Origin of the sequence: Methylobacillus arboreus (genome assembly GCF_020532725.1) — a bacterium.
Taxonomy (GTDB): domain Bacteria; phylum Pseudomonadota; class Gammaproteobacteria; order Burkholderiales; family Methylophilaceae; genus Methylobacillus; species Methylobacillus arboreus.
The window spans coordinates 659,678-680,532 of the sequence record NZ_JAJAVC010000003.1; the positions used below are offsets into that span (position 1 = coordinate 659,678).

A 20,855-nucleotide genomic window follows, 5' to 3' on the forward strand; every position below is an offset into this window, starting at 1 on the left:
CCATGACACGCCTAGTATTGTTCGACCTTGATGGCACACTTGCCGATACTGCGCCTGATCTTGGGTTGGCGCTCAATTTACAGCGCCAGCGGCATGGTCTGCCTTTTCTTGAGCAATCCATTATCCGGCCTTATGCCTCCCATGGTTCCAAGGGGCTTTTAAGCGTGGGTTTCGGGCTTAGCCCGGAAGATGCAGACTTTGCTGCGATGCGTGATGAATACCTTGCGCTTTATGATGAGGTTTATACGCGGGCTCCCGCCTTGTTTGCAGGCATGGATGAGCTGCTGCACAAGATTGAGGCGGCTGGATTGCGATGGGGAATTGTGACGAATAAGCCAAGACGGTTTGCCGCGCCATTGCTTGAAGCATTGGCACTGGACAAACGGCTGGCCTGCCTGGTGTGCGCTGATGATGCGCCGCGCCCCAAGCCTTATCCTGATGCCTTGTGGATGGCTTGTGAACAGGTTGGCGTGCAGCCGGCAGATTCTATTTATATCGGCGATGCACAGCGCGATATTGCGGCAGGACATGCAGCAGGCATGCCTACCGTGGTGACGCTATATGGTTACCTAGATCAGGCTGACCGACCACTGCAATGGGGCGCGGATTATGCAGCGCATCATGTATCTGATATTGAAACTTGCCTGGTTGCCTGGCAGCAACGATTTGTCAGTCTTACGGATGAGCGTATAGACGAGGCTGGTTAACCTACATGGCGGCGCTCAAGCATCGCTTGAGCCAGTGTGCCGCTATCTACATGTTCTATTTCGCCTCCCATAGGCAGGCCGCGCGCAATGCGGCTGACCTTGAGGCCCCGGGCGCGTAACAATTCACTGACGTAATGCGCGGTCGCTTCACCTTCCACCGTGTAATTGGTGGCAAGAATCACTTCTTCGACCTCTCCATCCTGGGCGCGTTTGAGCAGTTTATCCAGATGGATGTCTCGCGGCCCAATACCGTCCAACGGGGAAAGTCTGCCCATCAGGACAAAATACATACCCAGATACGACTGGGTCTGCTCCAGCATCATGAGGTCGCTTGGCATTTCAACGATGCAAAGCAGTGAGCGGTCGCGCGCAGCTGAGGCGCATAGTGGACAAATCTCTTGCTCGCTGAAGTTATTACAGAGGCTGCAATGGCTGACTACCTGCAAAGCCTGGTCAAGTGATTGCGCCAGCAGCCCTGCGCCTTTGCGGTCACGTTGCAATAAATGATAAGCCATCCGCAATGCCGATTTCGGACCCACTCCGGGCAGGCAACGCAGGGCTTCGACCAGTTGTTCCAGAGCAGGCGGGTTACGCATCTATTTGAGATATGCCGCTTAGGTTAAAAAGGCAGTTTCATGCCAGGCGGAATAGGCAGGCCTGCCGTCAGGCTGCTCATGCGTTCCTGAGATGTAGATTCCGCCTTGCGTGCAGCATCGTTGAATGCGGTTGCAATCAAGTCTTCCAATATTTCCTTGTCGTCGCTCAATAGGCTGTCATCAATGCTGACGCGGCGTACTTCATGGCGACAGGTCATGGTGATCTTGACCAGGCCGGAAGCCGCCAGGCCTTCTACTTCGACCTTGCCCAGTTCTTCCTGGGCACGCTTCATGTTGTCCTGCATTTGCTGGGCCTGCTTCATGAGGTTGCCCAAGCCGCCTTTCATCATGTCTTTATCCTCCGGATTTATTGAAGTGGTTTGATGCTGGATGGAATGATCTGCGCGCCAAAGTCCTTGATCAGCGCCCGCACGAAACCATCACTATGGATGGCATCTTCTGCCTGTGCCTGTAGGGCGGCTTTTTCCTGATTCATCAAGTGCGCTGGGGTATTGCCGCTGCCGCCTAGTGAAAATGTCATTTTGATCTTGCGGCCAAAGTGTTGTTCTACAGCGGATCGCAACTTCTCTTCGTAACCCATGCCCAACAGATGCTTTTGAGTAGGAGGTACCGAAAATTCGATGTGATCATCACTAAAGCTTGCAAGTTCGCAATTCTGGGCCAGCGCGCGCGCCAAACCCAGTTTCAGCCGGTCTACCAATGCGCGCCAATTACCGTCAAAACTGCGGGTGACGCCTGAGGGCGGTACATCCGCCTCACTTTGAGGTTCAGGTTCGATAATGGGTTGCGGCACGGGTTTGGATTGCGCTTCCTCTTGCAAAGGAGGCTGCGCTGGATCCGTACTTGCCGGAGTACGGGTTGCTGGCTGACTGTTTGCCAACGCAGAACTCGCCCGCGGCGGCACCGCAGCTTCAATATTGGGCGTGGTAGCGCCTGAAGATGCCGACTTTGCCCGTGCTGGAGATTTCTGATCGCCTGGGTTAAACGCCAGCATGCGTAAGAGTGCCATGGTGAATCCGGCAAACTCGTCAGGCGCCAAACCAAGATCGCGTCTTGCCAGCAGTGCGATTTGATAATAAAGCTGAATTTCTTCCGCCCCCATGCGAGTAGCGATATCCAGGAGTGTCTGCCGTTCCGGATGATCTTGTGCAATGCTGTCCGGCACTGCTTGCGCAATGGCAATTTCATGCAGGAGGTTGGCAAGATCATTGAGTGCCGCGTCAAATGAGATGGCGCGTTGTTCCATGGCACGCGCCTGTGCCAACAAGGCATTGCCATCCTGGGAGAGCAGGGTGTGAAGCAGGTCGAATAGGTAGCTTTGGTCGATGGCGCCCAACATGGCGCGCACTTCTTTTTCATTGACGCTGTCGCCGCCGTAGGCAATGGCCTGATCCAGCAGCGAGAGGGCATCGCGCATGCTGCCATTGGCCGATCGGCCGATCAATTGCAATGCGACAGGTTCGAAAGTGATATTTTCCTCAGTCAGTACATGTTGCAAGTGTTCGGCAATGCTGCTGCTCGACATCTGCCGCAGGTTGAACTGCAGGCAGCGGGAAAGAATAGTGACCGGGACTTTTTGCGGGTCCGTAGTTGCCAGGATGAACTTGACATGTGCAGGCGGCTCTTCCAGGGTTTTGAGCATGGCGTTGAAGGCATGGCCCGTAAGCTGGTGCACTTCGTCGAGCATATAGACTTTATAGCGGCCTTGCGTAGGCGCATAAATGGCTTTTTCCAGCAGCGAGGTCATGTCTTCCACGCCACGATTGGAAGCGGCATCCATCTCGACATAATCCAGGAAGCTGCCTTTATCTATAGCGACACAAGCAGCACATTGACCACAGGGGTGCGCGCTGATGCCGGTTTCACAATTGAGGGATTTTGCCAGGATGCGCGAAAGTGTGGTTTTGCCGACGCCGCGGGTGCCGGTGAACAGGTATGCATGATGCAGTCGTTGCTGCTGCAGGGCATTGGTGAGCGCACGCACTACATGCTCCTGGCCTACCAGCGCCTCAAAGGATTTCGGACGCCATTTGCGGGCAAGAACCTGATAGCTCATAGGCGTGTAAACTCAATGGATGTCATGCGTTACAGGGTCCTGCTTTTGCTTGATCTGATGGATGCTTTAAGGCTTAGATGAGTAAGGAACCATCTATCAGTCAGGCTCGTGCTGATTCAAGAGGCGAGCCAAACCCCCGGCACTTGCTTCAATAGTTGTGGCTGCTTCCTTCCGGACCTGACCAGGTTGGCTACTTTGCAATGCGGGGAGGCCCGCCAGCTGTAATTCTAACCCAAACCCGCCTGAAACAGCCAGTGCTTTCACTCGTGGCTATGGGGATGGATTATCTATCAACCTTGTTATATATTGGCTAAATCAATTGAATTACAACAAAAAAGAGAACGCGATCATGCTGCGGGCTGACCGATATTTAATGCAGCTAATTCAGCCTTTCCTGGGGAACAAGCCTCCTGAAGTCGCCAGGACAATGGTGCTTGGCGTTGTCATCCTATCCATTCTTGTGCTAGCGGAAAGCCTGATTTGCGTATTCTGGATATTCACCCTCTCCAGCCTGGGGGAGGGCTATGCCGTCATGGCGGCTGTGCCGTATGTCTACATCATCATTTCCTATACCAGCCTGCTGGTGTTTTATCATTTCAAGCGCTTTGATGCCTTTACCTTTACCCAGCTGGTCATGCTGCTGGTGATGCCGTTCTTTATGCAATGGATTATCGGCGGCTTCCAGGCCTCTAGCGGAGTGGCGTTCTGGGCCATACTCTCGCCAGTAGGTGCATTGATGATTCTTGGTACGCGCCAGTCCACGCCCTGGTTCATTTTATTTGTCGTGCTTGCGGTACTTTCATGGCAGTTAAACACCTTGTTTTCCATGCATGCACTGCCTATCCCCAGCCATGTCAGGGATGCATTTTTTGCTATCAATATGGCGGGTGTCTCTGCCATTCTTTATATCGTCATGCGTTATTTTCAATCGCAAAAAGCCAAGGTGCTTGAGGCATTGGCCGTGGAAAAGTCTCGCTCAGAACAACTGCTGCGCAGCATATTGCCGGATTCGGTGGCGCAGCGTTTGCATGAGCAACATAGTGCAAGGATTGCAGATAGCCATGATGCAGTGACTATCCTGTTTGCCGATCTGGTGGATTTTACTCAGATATCTACCAACATGACGCCTGCTGAAGTTGTCGATATGTTGAACCATGTCTTTTCCCGTTTTGACCAACTTGCGGCTAAATATGGCGTGGAAAAAATCAAGACCATCGGTGATGCCTACATGGTGATTGCTGGCGCGCCTGATGCTCGTGATGATCACGCACATGTGATTGCTGATATGGCACTGGAAATACCCTTCTTGCTCAACGAAGTTTCCCGAGAAACTGGATTGCCCTTGACTATGCGCATTGGGATCAACAGTGGCGCTGTTGTGGCGGGCATCATTGGCAATACCCGATTCAGCTACGACCTGTGGGGAGATGCAGTAAACCTGGCCAGCCGCATGGAACAGACTGGATTGCCAAATAAAATTCAGGTATCTGCCGCAACTTATGAGTTGCTCAAGCAAGATTATCTTTTTGAGCAGCGCGGCTGGGTGGATGTCAAGGGTAAAGGCAGGGTGGGAGCCTATTGGCTCAATAGTAAGAAGCTTTAACCAATCAAGTATGAGTATTCATTAGTTATTCTTAGTGAATTCGCAAATCCGGTAATTCCAATAAATTTGCAAATTGCATATTTATTTAAACTTTCTTCTTTCTCTCCCGTTAAATAATCAAGGCATCAGTGTGTTCTGGCATACCTAGATTTAAATTAACTGCGAGGGTTGCATGAAACAATTTCTTAAGGACATTACCGTTCATCGCATGGTCATTATTGTACTGATTTTTATCAGTATATTGATCATTACCCTTTCAGTGTTGGGATTGAGCGGATTGCATACAGCTGGTGATAGGTTGGAATCCAGTCATGCCATATTGCAGAAGAGCCAGGCTCTGGCACAAGCCAATGATCGACTGTTGCGTGCCAGATTGAGGTTGACACGGCAGAGTGAGTATCTTGAAGCTGATGCTAAAAGTGAAGCTGATGCTGAAGCAAAGGCAGTCTCCTCAGCGCTTGCACAGGCTAAAACAAGTTTCGATGAGTTTTTGCAATATGTGCCAGATTCGGAAGAGGCAGCAGTACAACAACTCAAAGGACATTACAGCAAGCTTGTGCATGATGGCGTGGAAAAATTGGCCAATTTATTGGATAAGGAAGATATTGCGCAATATAAACAACATAATATTGCTGTAGTCATCGGTGCCAGCCGTGACTTTGATAGCTCCATTGCCGAGGTAAATAAGCAAGTGAAACAGCAGCACCTGCAAATGCTGGAAAACGCCCAATATGCCCGCAGATTGATGACAGCCACTGTTGTAGCGGTTCTGATCACATGTTTCATACTGCTGTTCCTGGCGGATCGTTATATTGTTTATTTCGTTCGTATGCCTTTGGATCAAGTGAAAGAGTATTTCCAGCAGATTGCTGATGGAGATTTGACCTTCCGCATAGAACCGTTTGGCAAGAACTGTCCGGGACAGATATATCCTTATCTTAGTGACATGAAGGACAGCCTTGCGCAAACCGTGCGTGTGGTGCGTGAAGGTGTGGAGCAAATCAGTAATGGGACGGGCGAGATTTCATCAGGTAATAATAACCTGTCACATCGGACGGAGGAGCAGGCGACTTCGCTTGAGCAGACGGCAAGCAGTATGGAGGAACTGACAGAAACCGTAGCTCAGAATGCAGAGAACGCGAAATCTGCCAGTGGTATGGCACAAAATGCCGCCATGGTGGCAAGACAAGGTGAGGTGGCCATGAGTGAAGTTGTGGAAATCATGCAGGAAATCAGCAGCAAATCGAGACAGATAGAAGAAATTACTGGGCTGATTGATGGCATTGCATTCCAAACCAACATTCTTGCATTAAACGCCGCAGTAGAAGCAGCCAGGGCCGGTGAACAAGGCAAGGGGTTTGCTGTTGTGGCTAGCGAGGTTCGCTCATTGGCACAACGCAGTGCCAGTGCCGCCAAGGAAATCAAATCCTTGATCGTATCCTCCGGGGAAGTTGTAGATACCGGAACTCGCCAGGTGACTGCTGCTGGTAAAACTATTCATGAGGTAGCTACTTCAGTCAATCAGGTGGCTACTTTGGTTGAAGAAATTGCGGCTGCCTCCAGCGAACAAGCCAATGGCATAGCGCAAGTGAAGATTGCCATTACCCATATGGATGAGACAACACAGCAAAACTCGGCATTGGTAGAAGAAGCTGCGGCGACAGCCAGTGCGCTTGATGAGCAGGCAGCTAACCTGAGGAGGGCTGTGCAGATATTTAAGATTGCATAAATAGCTATTTATTGAATTGGTGTCTGAATCAACTCAAATGTTCACCGCTACAACCTATTAGCTTGGCTGTCGCACAATCAGCAATGATTCTGAATTTATATGCTGATTAATCAGCATATTATCAGCAGGGCAACTGTTATGACAGCACCTATCCTATAATTGGATAAGGAGTGTTTATTGTGTTTGTATTTGATTTATAATTACATTTTGCCCTGGCACTTTTATTGCTGAATCTGTTCATAGCATGCCTTGGCATGATTGATTAATGTAAGCAGGAGTTGGTATGGCAAAAATAGTAGGTATCTCGGGTAGTCTGACACAGCCTTCTAGGACAAAGGTACTTGTGGAGGAAATCGTCGCTAGTGCATCGAAAAAACTGCATGCACCAGCGGAGATTATTGATATTGCTCAGATTGCAGAGGTATTGGGCAGCACCATTTCTTACAGTAATTTTCCTGCTGAGCTGTCGGAGGCATATGCGAAATTGCAGGCAGCTGACCTTCTCATTATTGCAAGCCCAGTCTATAAGGCTTCATATGCTGGATTGCTGAAACACTTCTTTGATTTGCTTGACCCTAAGGCTTTAGTAGGCAAGGTGGCTATTCTTGCCGCGACTGGGGGGAGTGACCAACATGCCTTAGTGGTGGATTATCAGTTGCGCACATTGGCCAGCTTTTTCAGCATCTACACAACGCCTACAGCTATTTACGCCAAAGACACGGAGTTTACTGATTATCAGTTGACCAGCGATGCCATTCATAAGCGTGTTGAAATAGCAGTCGAGCAGGCAGTATTTCTTTTGAAGCAAGAAGAACCTCAGACCTTGGTAGCCTGAATAATTAGAGTAGTAGCGAAAAGCGGCAATGGTGCTTTTTGCTACTACTCAGCTATGAAATCAATTTCAACTCTTTGAGTCTTGTACGTAATATATTTCGGCTAATGCCTAATAACTTCGCTGTATGAACTTGATTTTTATTACTAAATTCATATGCTCGTTTAACGAGTACAGAATTTACAAGTTCAAATAAGTGAGGTGGCCGATTCTCAAATAATTGATTTAAAACTCTTTCTAGCTGATACGCCTCAATACTGGGGGGGGTAGTTGATCCTGATGCCAAGTCGTTGCTTATTGTAGAGAGATGAGTGCGATGCTCATGTTTTTCAATTGAGCTATTAATCAGTGGTAATCCCAGATCTTTAGGATAGAGTATCCCAGTTGTCGAGATTAATAATGCTCGATGGATGACATTTTCTAATTCACGGATGTTTCCTGGCCATGGATATTCGAGTAGTTGTTGAATAGTCTCGGGAGTAAGCTTTGGAGCCTCGGTATGTAACCTAGTCCTATAGACATTAAGAAAATGTTCTACTAATGGCAGGATATCGCCAGGGCGCTCACGCAAAGGAGGAAGTGTTACTGGAACAACTTTAATGCGGTAGTAAAGGTCTTCACGAAAGCGGCCGGCACGGACAGCTTCTTCCAGGTTAACATTAGTTGCTGCGATTAAACGGACATCAATCGGTGTTGCTTTGCGGGAGCCTAGCCTGACTACTTCACGCTCTTGAAGCACACGTAATAGTTTCACTTGAGTTGATTGTGGCAAGTCCCCGATTTCATCCAAGAACAGGGTGCCGCCGTTCGCGGACTCAAACCATCCTGTTTTTGAGTTGACTGCGCCCGTGAATGCTCCACGTTCATAGCCAAATAATTCACTTTCCACAAGTGTCTCAGAAAAAGCACCGCAATTGATCGCCTGAAAAGGACCATCACGGCGATTACTCAATGCATGTATGTGGCGAGCAATTAACTCTTTGCCAGTACCAGTTTCGCCAATAATCAATACTGTGGCATTGCTCTCTGAAATTTTCTCAATTAGGTTCAATAAGCTCTGGGAGCGAGGGTCACTAAAAACTAGTGCACTGGCGCGAACTGATAAACTAACCGCGCTTGGGTTAGGGTGGGTGATGACTTGATCCGCACTTTCAAGTGCGCGCTCATAGTTCCATAGTTCCGCATGCATTGCTCAAAAGCCCTCTTGTAATTTATATAGAATATACGCACCATCTCTTAGCAAGTAAATAACTATATTTTTATATTTATATAATTAAAAAGAATGTTAGGGCGGGTTCTAGTATAGAGGTTTGATCAAGTCGAGCTAAATATTTATTGATACTATTTAAATAGTAATGGTTTCATCTTATTGTTTTGTATTGATTTGTATGGGTGGGTATTGTTGCTGCTCTAGTTTTTGAGCTAAGCAAGCACGGACACAGGATTTGTCCACTTATATACCTCTTCGGCTAATGGAAATCCATGTTTGCAGTGTTCAACAATATATTCTTTAATCGTTTTGAGATAGCAGTGCACATGGGTATAAAGTTCATCATGTTGCAGATAGGCATGTAGTTAGATTTTTGCAGAAATTCGTAGGGTATTTGTAATCAAGCTTTTATTGAGAATATTGGCTACTAGCTGTTCATAGCATAGGTTATTAACCGCATTATAAAGTACCCACAAGCATGGGTACGGAGTTTATACGCTCAAAATGGATATTAGCGGGATTTTGATGACCGAGGGTCATATACGTCGCGCAGCCCTTCACCGAATAGGTTGTAGCCTAGTACGGTTATCAAGATGGCAAAGCCGGGAAACAAGGATAGCCACCATGCAAATTGGATGTATTCTTTGCCATCGGTGAGAATATTGCCCCAGGAGGCTTGAGGGGCTTGCACGCCCAGTCCCAGGAAGCTGAGGCCGGACTCTATCAATACTGCGCTTGCCACACCCAGGACTGAACTCACGATGACAGGCGTCATGCTGTTGGGCAGCAGGTGCTTGAAAATCAGTCGTTTGTCGCTGGCTCCCAGGGTTTCTGATGCCATTACGAATTCACGGTTACGTAGGCTTAGGAACTCGGCTCGTACTAGACGAGTGACGCCCATCCATGAAGTGAGGCCGATGACGATCATGATGTTCCAGATGGATGGCGTGAGAAAGGCAATCACGGCGAGGATCAGGAAGAAAGTGGGGATCGACAGCATGACGTCTACCGTACGCATGATGACTACATCTACCCAGCCGCGGTAATAACCGGCAATCGCCCCAAGCACGATACCAATGGCAGTGGCAATGCCTACAGCCACCAAACCGACAAGCAAGGAAATACGAGCGCCGAATAGCATGCGTGAAAATACATCACGACCTAGCCCATCAGTGCCCATCAGGTGAATGGAGGAAGGATTCAGCAGGATTGCCTTGACGTCAATTGCATCCGGATCATAAGGCGCGATCAATGGTGCGAATAGTGCCAGCAGGAATATGCCGGAAATGATAATGAAGCCGGACAGGGCTAGCGGATTGGACAGTGCGCGTTTCATTGCATCACTCCACGACGTACGCGCGGATCGGCCCAGGCATAAGCCAAGTCGGCCAGCAAGTTACCAAGCAATGTCAGGGCAGAGCCTATGGTGAGTATACCCATGATGACGGGGAAGTCCCGCATCAATACGGCATCGTAAAATAGCTTGCCCATGCCAGGGATGGCAAAGATTGATTCAGCAATCACGGAGCCGCCGATCAGGCCTGGAATGGAAAGGCCAAAAATGGTGATAAGCGGCAACAATGCATTGCGCAATGCATGGCCATAGACGACGGTATTTTCTGGCAGGCCTTTGGCGCGAGCAGTAGTGATGTAGTCCTGATGCAATACATCCAGCATGCCGTTGCGCACGAATAGGGAGATGCCAGCAAGTCCGCTCAATGCAGAGATAAAAACGGGTAGCGTCAAATGCTTCAAGGCATCCCAGGCGTATGCGAGCCAATTCATGTGCTCGGCGCCCTGGCTGTGTAGGCCGGATATCGGCAGCCAGTCGTTCACGACACCAGTCCAATACATCAACAGCAATGCCAGCCAGAAGCCAGGGATGGCGAATCCGACGAATACGAATAGCGTGATAGCACGGTCCGGCAGGCGGTTTTGTGTGAGCGCCGATACTACGCCCAGGGGCAGGGCAATGACGATGATCAGGCCAAGGCTCAGCACGTTGATGAGCAGGGTGATGGGCAGTGCTTCCTGGATCATGCCGGGGGTAATGTTGCCATCCTTGTCCTTAGTTCGCCAGAACACCGGACGCTGGTGCGAGGCAAACGAGGTGCCGAAGTCCAGTTTGGCTATGCGTTGCAGCCATAGGCCGTATTGCACGATCACAGGCTTGTCGAGGTTATAGAGTTCGCGGAGTTTCTGCCGCGATTCTTCGCTGGCTTTGGGGTCGAATCCAGCCTCGGTGGTTGTGATATCGCCAGGAGCGAGATGAATGATCAGGAAGGAGATCAAGCTGATACCTATCAGCAGAGGCACCATCCAGAATAAGCGTTTTAATAGATATTTCAACATGCGCTGGCTTTCTGGCAAAGCAATACGCGATGAGAGCGGGAAGTTGCAGTTGTATAGATGGAGCTCACTGGCTGATCTCCGTGCGTCTTAATGGCCTGGGGATATACCAATCCTGCGAGTTGTGCCCAATGCCCTTAGGAGGGGCGGGGTTGTCTATACCTTTAATGCGTTTATGCATGGCTTGCAAGCCGTATCCCGCAAATAGATAGACGATGGGACTGTCTTCTAACAGGATTTCGGCAAACTCATGGTAAATCTTCATGCGCTTGTCGGGATTCAGCTCCATGCGGCCACGCTCCAGCAACCGGTCTACGCGCTGGTTCTTGTAGCCGATGAAATTGAACTGGCCCGGGGCCTGTTGCGATGAATGCCAAATTGCGTATTGGTCTGGATCGATGGCCAGTTGCCAGCCGAGCAATACCATGTCGAAGTCGCCAGTTTTGATAAAGCGGCCGATGAAGCTCGCCCATTCGAGCACACGTATTTTCACGTCGATGCCAACTTCCTTGAGCCTGCGCTGGACCAGTACGGCACTCATTTCGCGCTGTTTGTTCTGGTTGGTGAGTATCTCAAAAGTCAAGGGCTTGCCATTGCGTTCCAGGATGCCGTCGCCATTAGTGTCCTTGAAGCCTGCCTCACGCAGCAATTCGCGCGCCCTGGCTGGGTCGTAGCTGTACGGACTCAGGTTGGGATTCGTCCAGCGCGTACCCGGCTTGTAAGGCGAAGCCACCGGTTCCCCCATGCCAAGCAGTACGCCGTCGATCAGCTCCTGTTTGTTTATAGCGTAATTGATGGCCTTGCGTACCCTGATATCGTTGAATGGTTTGCGTTTCAGGTTGAAGCCAAGATAGGTGTAGCTATTGCCGAGCTCCTTGTACAAAGCGAATTTTTGCTGGAGTTCGGGCCTTGCAGGAAAAATACGCGCGTATTGCACTGGGGACAAGGCCATGGTGTCGATATTGTTGGCCATTAGTTCCAGGAATTGAGAGGCTTCATCGGGAATAAAGCGGCTGACCAGGCGATCTATGCGTGCCGGTCCTTGAGTGGACAGGGTGTTACGCACTAGCGAAATCTGCTCACCGGGCCGCCATTTTTCCAGCTTGTAATAATGGCTGCCGACAGGGTTGCGTGCAAAAGGCGTATTGTTGATGTCCTGGCCCTCGAGCAAATGCTTGGGAAGCACATCCATGCCAGCCCATGAGTTGACTGCAGGAGCATAGGGTTCGGCATAAGTGACCCTGAAAGTGCGGGCATCGGGTGTTTCAGCCTTGATCACGAGCTTGTAGTCGGAGCCATAAGGGGTCCTGGTCTTGTCGTCGGTGAGCAATTGCCAGGTAAATAATACATCAGCACTCGTGAGAGGCTTGCCATCGGCCCACTTGAGGTCGGGCTTGAGCTTGAAGGTGATCACTCTCTGGTCGGGCGAAATTTGCCAGGACTCAGCTAGCTCTCCTTCAAATTCTAGATTCTTGTCATAGCGCAGCAGGCTGTTGAAAATATTCTGTGACACCGCTGAGGCAGCCGCATCTCCCGCAATCATGGTAATGAGTCCACCTGGTTCCCCGCGTGTGGCGTCTATCATTGTTCCGCCATCTTCCGGCGGATATTCAATATCATAATTGACCACTTGATCAACTGGGGAGCGTCCACAAGCTGCCAGGCTGGTAACTAGCAGTAAGGCAACGACACGGTTGGAGTTCAATACAGAAAAAAAATAGTCACGCATATAAACCATTAAGCCTCACCAGGCCGGGAAACAGTCAGCTTATTGCCGGGCACGATGTGTGATCCCATCAGGTTGTTCCAACGTTTCAAATCTCTGCTTTGCACATCAAATTTCCGGGCAATGCTATCCAGCGTATCGCCACGTTTGACTACATAATGACGGTTCGCGGCGTTCCCGGAGGGGCTGGGTGCACGCTGTACGCCCGAAATGGAAAGTATCTGGCCAGGCTTGAGATTGCTGGACTTTAATCCGTTCATACTCATTAACTGTTGGTTGCTGATGCTGTAGCGCTTGGCTATTGCGCTAATGGTTTCACCGCCCTTGACCTGATGGCTGACATTGCTGGATGTTGATGCATTGGCAGTCAGGATATGAATTTGGCTGTGGTCTGCCACGGCAATGGTTGCTTCTTTATTAGTGTTTACCTGGACAGGAACTAGTAGAGGCATGTTGTTGTTTATATTATTGGCACTCAAGCCATTGATGTCTCTAAGTTGTGCCGGCTCTATGCCGAACTTTCGGGCGATACTGTCCATACGCTCGCCACGCTTGGCATGGTAGGTCTGCCAACTGACAAGCGGTTTGTCGTATGCAGCCAGGTTGCTGGTGAAAATCTCGGCGGCGCCGATAGGTAACAGGATTTCATGGACATTGCCATTGGCGGTGAGGACGGGGCGGTTGTATTCGGGGTTAAGCGATGAGAATTCTTCGTAAGAGATTTCCGCCAGTTCGGCGGCAAGTTTTGCGTCAATCTGCTGCGGGGCTGTGACTTTGGTGAAATAGGGACGGTTAGGAATGCTCTGGATGTTCAGGCCATATTGCTGCGGATTGGTCATGATGTTCTTGACCGCTTGCAGCTTAGGAACGTAGTTTTTTGTTTCTTCAGAAAGTTCCAGGCTCTGGTAGTCGGTCGGCAGGCCAAGGCTGCGGTTGCGGGCAATGGCTCGGCTGACAGTGCCTTCGCCCGCATTATAGGCGGCTAGTGCCAGATCCCAGGTACCAAACATGATATAGAGTTTTTGCAGGTAATTGAGGGCAGCATTGGTGGCGGCAGTCACATCGCGGCGGCTGTCCATCCACCAGTCTTGCTTGAGGCCGAAGTTCTTGCCGGTGGAGGGAATGAACTGCCAGATGCCCGAAGCACTGCTGCGCGAGAGCGCCTGTGGGTTAAAAGCGCTTTCTATCATGGGTAGTAACGCAATCTCTGTCGGCATGCCGCGCTTTTGTACTTCCTCGACGATATGGTAAAGGTAGCGCTGGCTGCGATCGACCATGCGCTTGACGTAATCGGGGCGTGAGGAATACCAGCTTTCATGGGTGCTGGTAATGGGTGATTGCAATTCGGGAATGCCGTAGCCGTCCCTGATGCGCTGCCAAAGATCGAGGCTGGCGAGAGTATCCTTGTTTTGGTTTTGCACGCCTGCCGCCACAGAGCCTTCTGGCATATAACCCGCGATATCGTCGCTAGGGTAATCTCCAAGAATAATGATTTCGTCGCCAACCACATTGGTGACAGCGTAAGCCGCAGGAGCTGCAATGATGGGCGATGCAAGCAATACCAGCTTCAGCAGGGACTTTACAGTCATTCGTACTTCTCGGATGGCTTCGGGGTGCTAGGATAGTAGCGAATGAGTGAATGTAGCGTCAAGTCTGTGGCACAAATAAACACCTTACTTGAAATCATTAAACTATGTTAATGATTAAAAATGATTTCTCATTTCTCGGATCGTAGTGAAAATGCTGACTGGGTCGGTATTGATACTGCCGGAGGCGGCAATCACGCCTGGTTCATGACAGCGTAGGAATGGATTGGTGGCAAGTTCAAGCGCTATAGTGGATGGCACACTGGGCAAGCCTTGAGCGCGCATATTGCTAGTCGCCTGCTGGCGGGCGAGCAAAACAGGATGTTGCGGTTCCAGGGTGCGGGCAAACTTCAGGTTATGTTCGGTGTATTCATGGGCGCAATAGACCGCTGTATCGGCCGGCAGCTGCGCCAGTTGCTGCAGCGAGGTATACATTTGCCTAGGGCTACCTTCGAATAGCCGTCCGCAACCGGCACCGAATAATGTATCGCCACAAAATAGCATGCCATTGCCATGATAGGCCACATGTTCCAAGGTATGGCCGGGAACCTCAAGTACCGACAGGGATAGTGCCGGTGCTGAGAAGTTTAATGTATTGCCAGCACTGACTGCCTGATGCGGGAATGTGTACTGTTCCTTGCTCGGGGCGAACACCATGGCTGGTGTTGCATGAAGCAATGCCTCCACGCCGCCTATATGGTCATGATGATGATGAGTGACCAGAATAGCGTCCAGTTGCAAATGCAGCGTGGAGAGGGCGGCCAGCACAGGGTTTGCATCGCCAGGATCTACCACGATGGCATGGGCATGGTCGTGCAATAGCCAGATATAATTGTCCTTGAATGCGGGAATAGGGATAATTTCAAGCATCTGAGCAGTCAGTGAGTCAATATAGTGCCTATTAATGATATGTTGGGATGCTGATGTCAACCGAGAAACAAGCACAATGGCTTGCCAGCCCTTTGGGGCAATATCTGAAAGAGCAGGAGCAGGCTCTGTTTGACGAAGCGGTGCATGATATATTCGGTTTCAATGCCATGCAGTTCGGCATGCTTGCAATGCCATTGCTGCGTCACTGCCGCATTCCCTATCAATTCGGTGCGGATGTGGCAGGCGGCCTGATGCAGTGTGAATCCCATCAGCTTCCGCTTCAGGCAGGCAGCCTGGATCTGCTGTTATTGCCCCATACCCTTGATTTCAGCGAGCATCCACATCAGACCCTGCGGGAAGCGGCGCGGGTGCTGGTGCCGGAAGGACATATCATAATGACTGGTTTTAACCCGGTCAGCCCATGGGGAATCCGTCGCCTGGCAAGCAATAATGATGATTATCCCTGGGACGCCAATTTCCTCAGCCTGATGCGAGTCAAGGACTGGCTGGCCTTGCTCGACTTCGAGGTAATCGAGGCCAGGATGGCCTGTCATATGCCCCCATTCCGGAATAGCAGCGGACATGGGCGCCTGGGCTCAGTTGAGCGTCTGGGTGCGCGATTGTGGCCCTTGATGGGTGGGGTATACTTCGTCCTGGCAAAAAAACGGGTAATAGGCATGCGCTTGATCAAGCCCGTATGGGGCAAGTCCAAGCTCAAGGCCGGCTTATTGCCCACACCAACCCAAAGAACGGATGTACAGAACAAACATGAGTGATAGCAGTGTGATTGAGATTTATGCTGACGGGGCGTGCAAAGGCAATCCTGGTCCCGGTGGCTGGGGGGCATGGTTATCGTTTGCCGGACATGAAAAAGAGCTGTGGGGCGGCGAACTGGGCACTACCAATAACCGCATGGAGCTTACTGCGGTGATCCGTGCGCTGGAAGCGCTTAAACGCCAATGTAATGTGAAAATCTATACTGACTCAGCCTATGTGCAAAAAGGGATAACAGAGTGGGTGCACAACTGGAAGGCCAGAAACTGGACAACCAGCGATAAAAAGCCAGTCAAGAATGTTGATCTCTGGAAAGCCCTGGATGCCCTGGTGCAACAGCACCAGATCGAGTGGATATGGGTCAAGGGCCACGCAGGCAATGCGGGCAATGAGCGGGCCGATACATTGGCTAACAAGGGCGTGGACCAAGTGCTGGGCCGCGCGGTGTTATAGGAAACGAACATGCGCCAGATATTCCTCGATACTGAAACTACCGGTCTTTATCCTGCCCAAGGGCACCGGATTATTGAAATTGCTGGCGTTGAGCTGCTTAATCGCAGGCTGACCAACAACCATTTCCACGTTTATCTCAACCCGGACCGCGAGATAGACGAGGCAGCACAGGAAGTGCATGGCATCACGCTGGAGTTTTTGCAGGACAAGCCACGTTTTGCCGATATTGCAGATGAGTTTCTGCAATTTGTTTCCGGCGCGGACCTCATTATCCACAACGCTCCGTTCGATATCGGGTTTCTTAATGCTGAATTGACCAGAATCGAGCGGCAAAATATCGAGCACAGCGTGCTGGAGATCATCGATACGCTGAAAATGGCGAAGGAAATGCGCCCTGGCCAGCGCAACAACCTGGATGCTTTATGCCGCCACTATGGCATAGACAACTCTTCACGTACGCTTCACGGCGCCTTGCTGGATGCGGAGCTGCTTGCGGATGTTTATATGGCTATGACCCGCGGGCAGGAAAGCTTGATGATCGATATGCTGGATAGCGGGCCGGTGGAAAGTGATGGTGAACTCAAACTGACGCGCAGCAAGCCATTGCGTGTGCTGGCCGCCAACGAAACCGAGCAGGCCTCACATGAAGAATACTTGCAGGCACTGACAAAAGGCGGCGCTTGCGTCTGGACGCAATAGTTGCGTTAAGCTAGCGCATCTGCCCAGCTATTAGGCGTTTCATACAGCCTCACGCGTTCCAGCTTGAGCTGAGTGCCATAGATGTCGTGGTATTGCGCCTTCAGGATACGGAAGGCTTCTGCTGCCATGTTTTCTGCCGTCGGAACAGTGTTGAAGATAACGGTTTTATGCTCAGGCAGGCTTTGCAGGAATTCCAGAACTGCCGTATCTCCTTGGTATACCAGAAACGCATGATCCCATTGGTCCACCACGCAACGCTTGGCAATGGCTTTGACATCGGAAAAGTCCATGACCATGCCATTGTCCGACGCGTCCTCTAACTCAATAATATTGCCGGAAAGCGTAATTTCCAGGGCATAACGATGCCCATGCAGATTGCGGCACTGGCTTTTATGGCTGGGAATACGATGCCCGGCATCGAATTCAAGGCGGGTGGTAATTTGCATGGCGCGATTATAGCAGTAAAACCTGCAGCAGCCTCACGACGCTGATGCATCATTAGTGCCTAAAGTCCGGCCAGGGTGCGGATGTGTGCCGTTGCGGATTGTGCCAAGGAGGAGAGGTGGTAGCCGCCTTCGAGTACGGATACTATGCGTTTTTCTGCATGCCGCGCGGCAACTGACATGGCAAATTGCGTTATCCAGCGGTAATCGTCGGTGCTGAGTTGCAGATTGGCAAGAGGATCATTCTCATGGGCATCGAACCCGGCAGAAATAAACAGCATCTGCGGCCGGAAACGTTGCAAGGCAGGTGCGAAGTTTTGCAATACCGCTTCGCGGAATGCCTGGCTGCCGCTTTGTGCAGGCAGTGGCACATTGATCATGCGATCTGTGCGCGTATCTGCACCACGGTGCGGGTAAAACGGATGCTGAAAGGTTGAGCATAGCATCACACGCTGATCGCTCTTGAAAATATCCTCCGTTCCATCGCCGTGGTGCACGTCAAAATCCAGAATGGCGACGCGTGTCAACTCATAGGTTTCCAGCGCATAGGCCACCCCGGCAGCAATATGATTGAAAATGCAGAATCCCGCAGCACGCGCCTTGCCGGCATGGTGGCCGGGCGGCCGCACGCAGCAAAAGGCATTTTCAGTCTGCTTTTGCATGACAAGGTCAGTCGCTTTGATGAGCGCGCCTGTCGCGTGTAGGCAGGCTGTGAGCGACATCGGTCCCATGGCGGTGTCAGGGTCCAGGCGCACGACACCAGCACGAGGAGCAATATCGCGAATATGCCGGATATAGGCCGCATCATGCACGCGTTGCAGGTCTGTATCAGTGGCTTGTGGTGCTTCATGGCGTTGCAGTTTGCCAATCAGATGTTGCTCTGCTAGCGCATCCATGATGGCGGTAATGCGTGCAGGAGACTCCGGGTGTTTGCCATCCATGACATGCAACAGCGTATCAGGATGGGACACCAGCGCGGTGGTCATGCAATTTCCAGGCGTAATTGCTGGTAGTAGGCAAGACGCCGGGGCAATATTTCACCTGTAGCCACGGCAGCCTGGATGGCGCATTCCGGTTCTTTGAGGTGGCGGCAGTTATTGAAACGGCATTTACCGAGGTAAGGACGAAATTCGGTAAACGCCAGTTCGAGTTGTTCGGCATCCAGATGGTGCAGGCCAAATTCCTGCAGCCCAGGAGAATCGATCAAATGACTTTCCGCGTCTAGGTGGTACAAGTGAGCTGCGGTTGTCGTATGTTTGCCGCTATCCAATACCGTGGAAACTTCCTGTGTCTTGATCATTTTATCTGGCAGCAGCGCATTGACGATGGTAGATTTCCCCATGCCGGACTGGCCTACCAATACGCTGGTTTCTCCCTTGAGCCATTGCCTGAGTGGTGCTATGTCTTCACGGGCAGATAATGGTTGTATCGTGTAGCCGAGCGCAGCATAGTCCTGCAGCCGCGCCATGGTTTCACCCGCATTATCAAGGTCGCACTTGTTGAGCACGATCACGGCCTTGATTCCAGCTGCCTCGGTAGCTACCAGGCAGCGGTTGAGCAATTCTTCATAAAAGCTAGGCTGTGTTGCCAGCACAATGACAGCCTGGCTGACATTGGCAGCCAGCATCTTGCTGCGGAAACTGTTGCTGCGATAAAGCAGGCTGGTTCTAGGCTGCAACTGCTCTACCACGCCTTCATTAGGACCGGTGGTTTTGATCTTGACATGGTCGCCGCAGGCAAGATCCGTCTTCTTGCCGCGCGTCACGCAACTCAACTCACGCCCATCCTCCAACTCCACACCATAGCGTTTGCCGTAGGAAGCTACGACCAAACCGCTTAATAAGTCATTCAGCAAGGTTTAGTGTGCTGTAAACGTGCTTAAGCGGGCGATGCGTATGCTCGCAGGCGGATGCGAGTCATAAAATGCCGAATGCAGCGGGTCGGGCGTCAGGGTGGAGGCATTGTCGCGGTACAGCTTGACCAGGGCCTCTACCAGATAGCGGGCATCTGCATTTTGTGCTGCATATTCATCTGCTTCAAATTCATTCTTGCGCGAGTAACCAGCTAGCAGTGGGCGCAACAGGAACAGGAAGACCGGGCTGACCAACAGGAACAGAAGCAGGGCCATGTAATCACTGGGCTGGTTTACACCCAGCCCGGCATAGAACCAATCCTGCTGGGCAAGCCATCCTAGGAGCGCCAAGCCGATGAAGCTGACAAAAAACATCAGGGCAATGCGCTTGATGACATGCTTGTGCTTGAAGTGGCCAAGCTCGTGTGCCAGCACTGCCTCGATTTCGTCTCCATTCAGGCGTTCCAGCAGGGTGTCGAAGAACACCACGCGCTTGCTTGCACCAAAGCCGGTGAAATAGGCATTGCCATGGCTGCTGCGTGTAGAGCCATCCATCACGAACAGGCCCTGGGACTTGAAGCCGCATTTGGTCAGCAAGGTTTCAATACGCGTTTTCAAGGATTCATCGCCCAATGGGGAAAACTTGTTGAACATCGGGGCAATGAAGGTGGGGTAGATTGCCAGCATTAGGAGGTTGAATACACTCCATACCACCCAAAGATACAGCCACCAGTAGTCGCCAGCCCCTTGCATGAGCCACAGGGCGGCAAACAGTAATGGCGCACCCAGCAGCAGGCCAACAATGCTGTGCTTGACCAAATCGATAAAGTACATGGCAGGCGTCATTTTGTTGAAGCCGAAATGCTGGTCGATAACAAAAGTACGGTAATAATCGAAAGGCAGGTCAACCAGGCTGCTCACCAGCAATGCGCTCAGGATGACTGCGGCGCCGCGAATGATGTCATGTTCCGGCAAGATGCCGCGCCAGGCATTGTCGATCAATTGCAAACCGCCTCCCACGGTAAGCAACAGCAGCAATACGGCTTGCACAGAGGTTTCCAGGATTGCTGACTGCGTTTTTGCAGAAGAGTAGTCGGCGGCCTTCTGGTGGGCGCCCAGACTGATGCTTGAATTGAACGCATCAGGCACCTTGTTACGGTGCGTCTGGATGTAGCTCACATGCCGCCGGCCTAGCCAGATACGGATTGCCGTGGTGAGCACCAGAAGAGATATGAAGAGGATCGTCAGGTTTGTAGCCATCATTTGCATGTTTATCAGTTAAAATATTATGTTTATTTTGAAGCAAGAAAGCGGTGGAAGGTTCACCTTTCTTTGCATGCGGTCACATT

General features: G+C 51.0%; 20 protein-coding genes and 1 other RNA gene. 7 read left to right on the plus strand and 14 right to left on the minus strand.

The window, feature by feature from the left end:
* The first annotated feature begins 2 nt into the window (after window positions 1–2).
* Window positions 3–707, plus strand: coding sequence for an HAD family hydrolase (locus tag LG198_RS03110; RefSeq protein ID WP_230341701.1), 705 nt, complete (start codon window positions 3–5; stop codon window positions 705–707).
* Here LG198_RS03110 and recR read toward each other — a convergent pair.
* From recR to ffs, 4 genes are all read right to left on the minus strand, one after another.
* The gene (gene recR / locus LG198_RS03115; RefSeq protein ID WP_230341702.1) at window positions 704–1,303 is read right to left on the minus strand and encodes a recombination mediator RecR; all 600 of its coding nucleotides are present in this window, start codon (window positions 1,301–1,303) and stop codon (window positions 704–706) included. The genes LG198_RS03110 and recR overlap by 4 nt on opposite strands.
* A gap of 23 nt (window positions 1,304–1,326) precedes the next feature.
* Window positions 1,327–1,653, minus strand: coding sequence for a YbaB/EbfC family nucleoid-associated protein (locus LG198_RS03120; RefSeq protein WP_230341703.1), 327 nt, complete (start codon window positions 1,651–1,653; stop codon window positions 1,327–1,329).
* A gap of 17 nt (window positions 1,654–1,670) precedes the next feature.
* Complete coding sequence (dnaX, locus tag LG198_RS03125; protein ID WP_230341704.1) at window positions 1,671–3,380, minus strand: DNA polymerase III subunit gamma/tau; 1,710 nt, start codon at window positions 3,378–3,380, stop codon at window positions 1,671–1,673.
* A gap of 119 nt (window positions 3,381–3,499) precedes the next feature.
* Window positions 3,500–3,597, minus strand: an RNA gene (ffs, locus tag LG198_RS03130) — signal recognition particle sRNA small type.
* 156 nt (window positions 3,598–3,753) lie between these two features.
* Between ffs and LG198_RS03135 the strand changes: the two genes are divergently transcribed.
* From LG198_RS03135 to LG198_RS03145, 3 genes are all read left to right on the plus strand, one after another.
* Window positions 3,754–4,983, plus strand: coding sequence for an adenylate/guanylate cyclase domain-containing protein (locus LG198_RS03135; RefSeq protein ID WP_230341705.1), 1,230 nt, complete (start codon window positions 3,754–3,756; stop codon window positions 4,981–4,983).
* 172 nt (window positions 4,984–5,155) lie between these two features.
* Window positions 5,156–6,712, plus strand: a complete 1,557-nt coding sequence (locus LG198_RS03140) for a methyl-accepting chemotaxis protein (protein ID WP_230341706.1) — start codon at window positions 5,156–5,158, stop codon at window positions 6,710–6,712.
* A gap of 283 nt (window positions 6,713–6,995) precedes the next feature.
* Complete coding sequence (locus LG198_RS03145) at window positions 6,996–7,547, plus strand: NAD(P)H-dependent oxidoreductase (RefSeq protein WP_230341707.1); 552 nt, start codon at window positions 6,996–6,998, stop codon at window positions 7,545–7,547.
* A 52-nt stretch (window positions 7,548–7,599) separates the two neighbouring features.
* On the opposite strand, the gene LG198_RS03150 is transcribed toward LG198_RS03145, so the two are convergent.
* From LG198_RS03150 to gloB, 6 genes are all read right to left on the minus strand, one after another.
* Window positions 7,600–8,733, minus strand: coding sequence for a sigma-54 interaction domain-containing protein (locus LG198_RS03150; protein ID WP_230341708.1), 1,134 nt, complete (start codon window positions 8,731–8,733; stop codon window positions 7,600–7,602).
* Between the two features lie 532 nt (window positions 8,734–9,265).
* A complete protein-coding gene (locus tag LG198_RS03155; protein ID WP_230341709.1) occupies window positions 9,266–10,090 on the minus strand; it encodes an ABC transporter permease in 825 nt (274 codons plus the stop codon).
* Window positions 10,087–11,106, minus strand: a complete 1,020-nt coding sequence (locus LG198_RS03160; RefSeq protein ID WP_230341710.1) for an ABC transporter permease — start codon at window positions 11,104–11,106, stop codon at window positions 10,087–10,089. The genes LG198_RS03155 and LG198_RS03160 overlap by 4 nt, the downstream gene beginning before the upstream one ends.
* A gap of 64 nt (window positions 11,107–11,170) precedes the next feature.
* Entirely contained in the window at window positions 11,171–12,832 is a 1,662-nt protein-coding gene (locus LG198_RS03165; protein WP_230341711.1) for a peptide-binding protein, read from the minus strand.
* 8 nt (window positions 12,833–12,840) lie between these two features.
* Window positions 12,841–14,418, minus strand: coding sequence for a lytic transglycosylase (locus LG198_RS03170; protein ID WP_230341712.1), 1,578 nt, complete (start codon window positions 14,416–14,418; stop codon window positions 12,841–12,843).
* 114 nt (window positions 14,419–14,532) lie between these two features.
* Window positions 14,533–15,285, minus strand: a complete 753-nt coding sequence (gene gloB, locus LG198_RS03175; RefSeq protein WP_230341713.1) for a hydroxyacylglutathione hydrolase — start codon at window positions 15,283–15,285, stop codon at window positions 14,533–14,535.
* A gap of 53 nt (window positions 15,286–15,338) precedes the next feature.
* On the opposite strand from gloB, the gene LG198_RS03180 reads away from it, so the two are divergent.
* The 3 genes from LG198_RS03180 to dnaQ are packed head-to-tail and all read left to right on the plus strand — an operon-like array spanning window position 15,339 to window position 17,211.
* Entirely contained in the window at window positions 15,339–16,061 is a 723-nt protein-coding gene (locus LG198_RS03180; protein WP_230341714.1) for a class I SAM-dependent methyltransferase, read from the plus strand.
* Window positions 16,054–16,512 carry a ribonuclease HI gene (gene rnhA, locus LG198_RS03185; RefSeq protein ID WP_230341715.1) on the plus strand — a complete coding sequence of 153 codons (459 nt, stop codon included), beginning with the start codon at window positions 16,054–16,056 and terminating at the stop codon, window positions 16,510–16,512. The genes LG198_RS03180 and rnhA overlap by 8 nt, the downstream gene beginning before the upstream one ends.
* A gap of 9 nt (window positions 16,513–16,521) precedes the next feature.
* A complete protein-coding gene (gene dnaQ / locus LG198_RS03190) occupies window positions 16,522–17,211 on the plus strand; it encodes a DNA polymerase III subunit epsilon (RefSeq protein ID WP_230341716.1) in 690 nt (229 codons plus the stop codon).
* 5 nt (window positions 17,212–17,216) lie between these two features.
* On the opposite strand, the gene queD is transcribed toward dnaQ, so the two are convergent.
* The 4 genes from queD to LG198_RS03210 are packed head-to-tail and all read right to left on the minus strand — an operon-like array spanning window position 17,217 to window position 20,766.
* On the minus strand, window positions 17,217–17,657 hold the full coding sequence (queD, locus tag LG198_RS03195; protein ID WP_230341717.1) for a 6-carboxytetrahydropterin synthase QueD: 441 nt from the start codon (window positions 17,655–17,657) through the stop codon (window positions 17,217–17,219).
* Between the two features lie 59 nt (window positions 17,658–17,716).
* Entirely contained in the window at window positions 17,717–18,640 is a 924-nt protein-coding gene (locus LG198_RS03200) for a histone deacetylase family protein (RefSeq protein ID WP_230341718.1), read from the minus strand.
* Window positions 18,637–19,509, minus strand: coding sequence for a ribosome small subunit-dependent GTPase A (rsgA, locus tag LG198_RS03205; protein WP_230341719.1), 873 nt, complete (start codon window positions 19,507–19,509; stop codon window positions 18,637–18,639). The genes LG198_RS03200 and rsgA overlap by 4 nt, the downstream gene beginning before the upstream one ends.
* A 3-nt stretch (window positions 19,510–19,512) precedes the next feature.
* Entirely contained in the window at window positions 19,513–20,766 is a 1,254-nt protein-coding gene (locus tag LG198_RS03210; RefSeq protein WP_230342055.1) for a M48 family metallopeptidase, read from the minus strand.
* Window positions 20,767–20,855 lie beyond the last annotated feature (89 nt).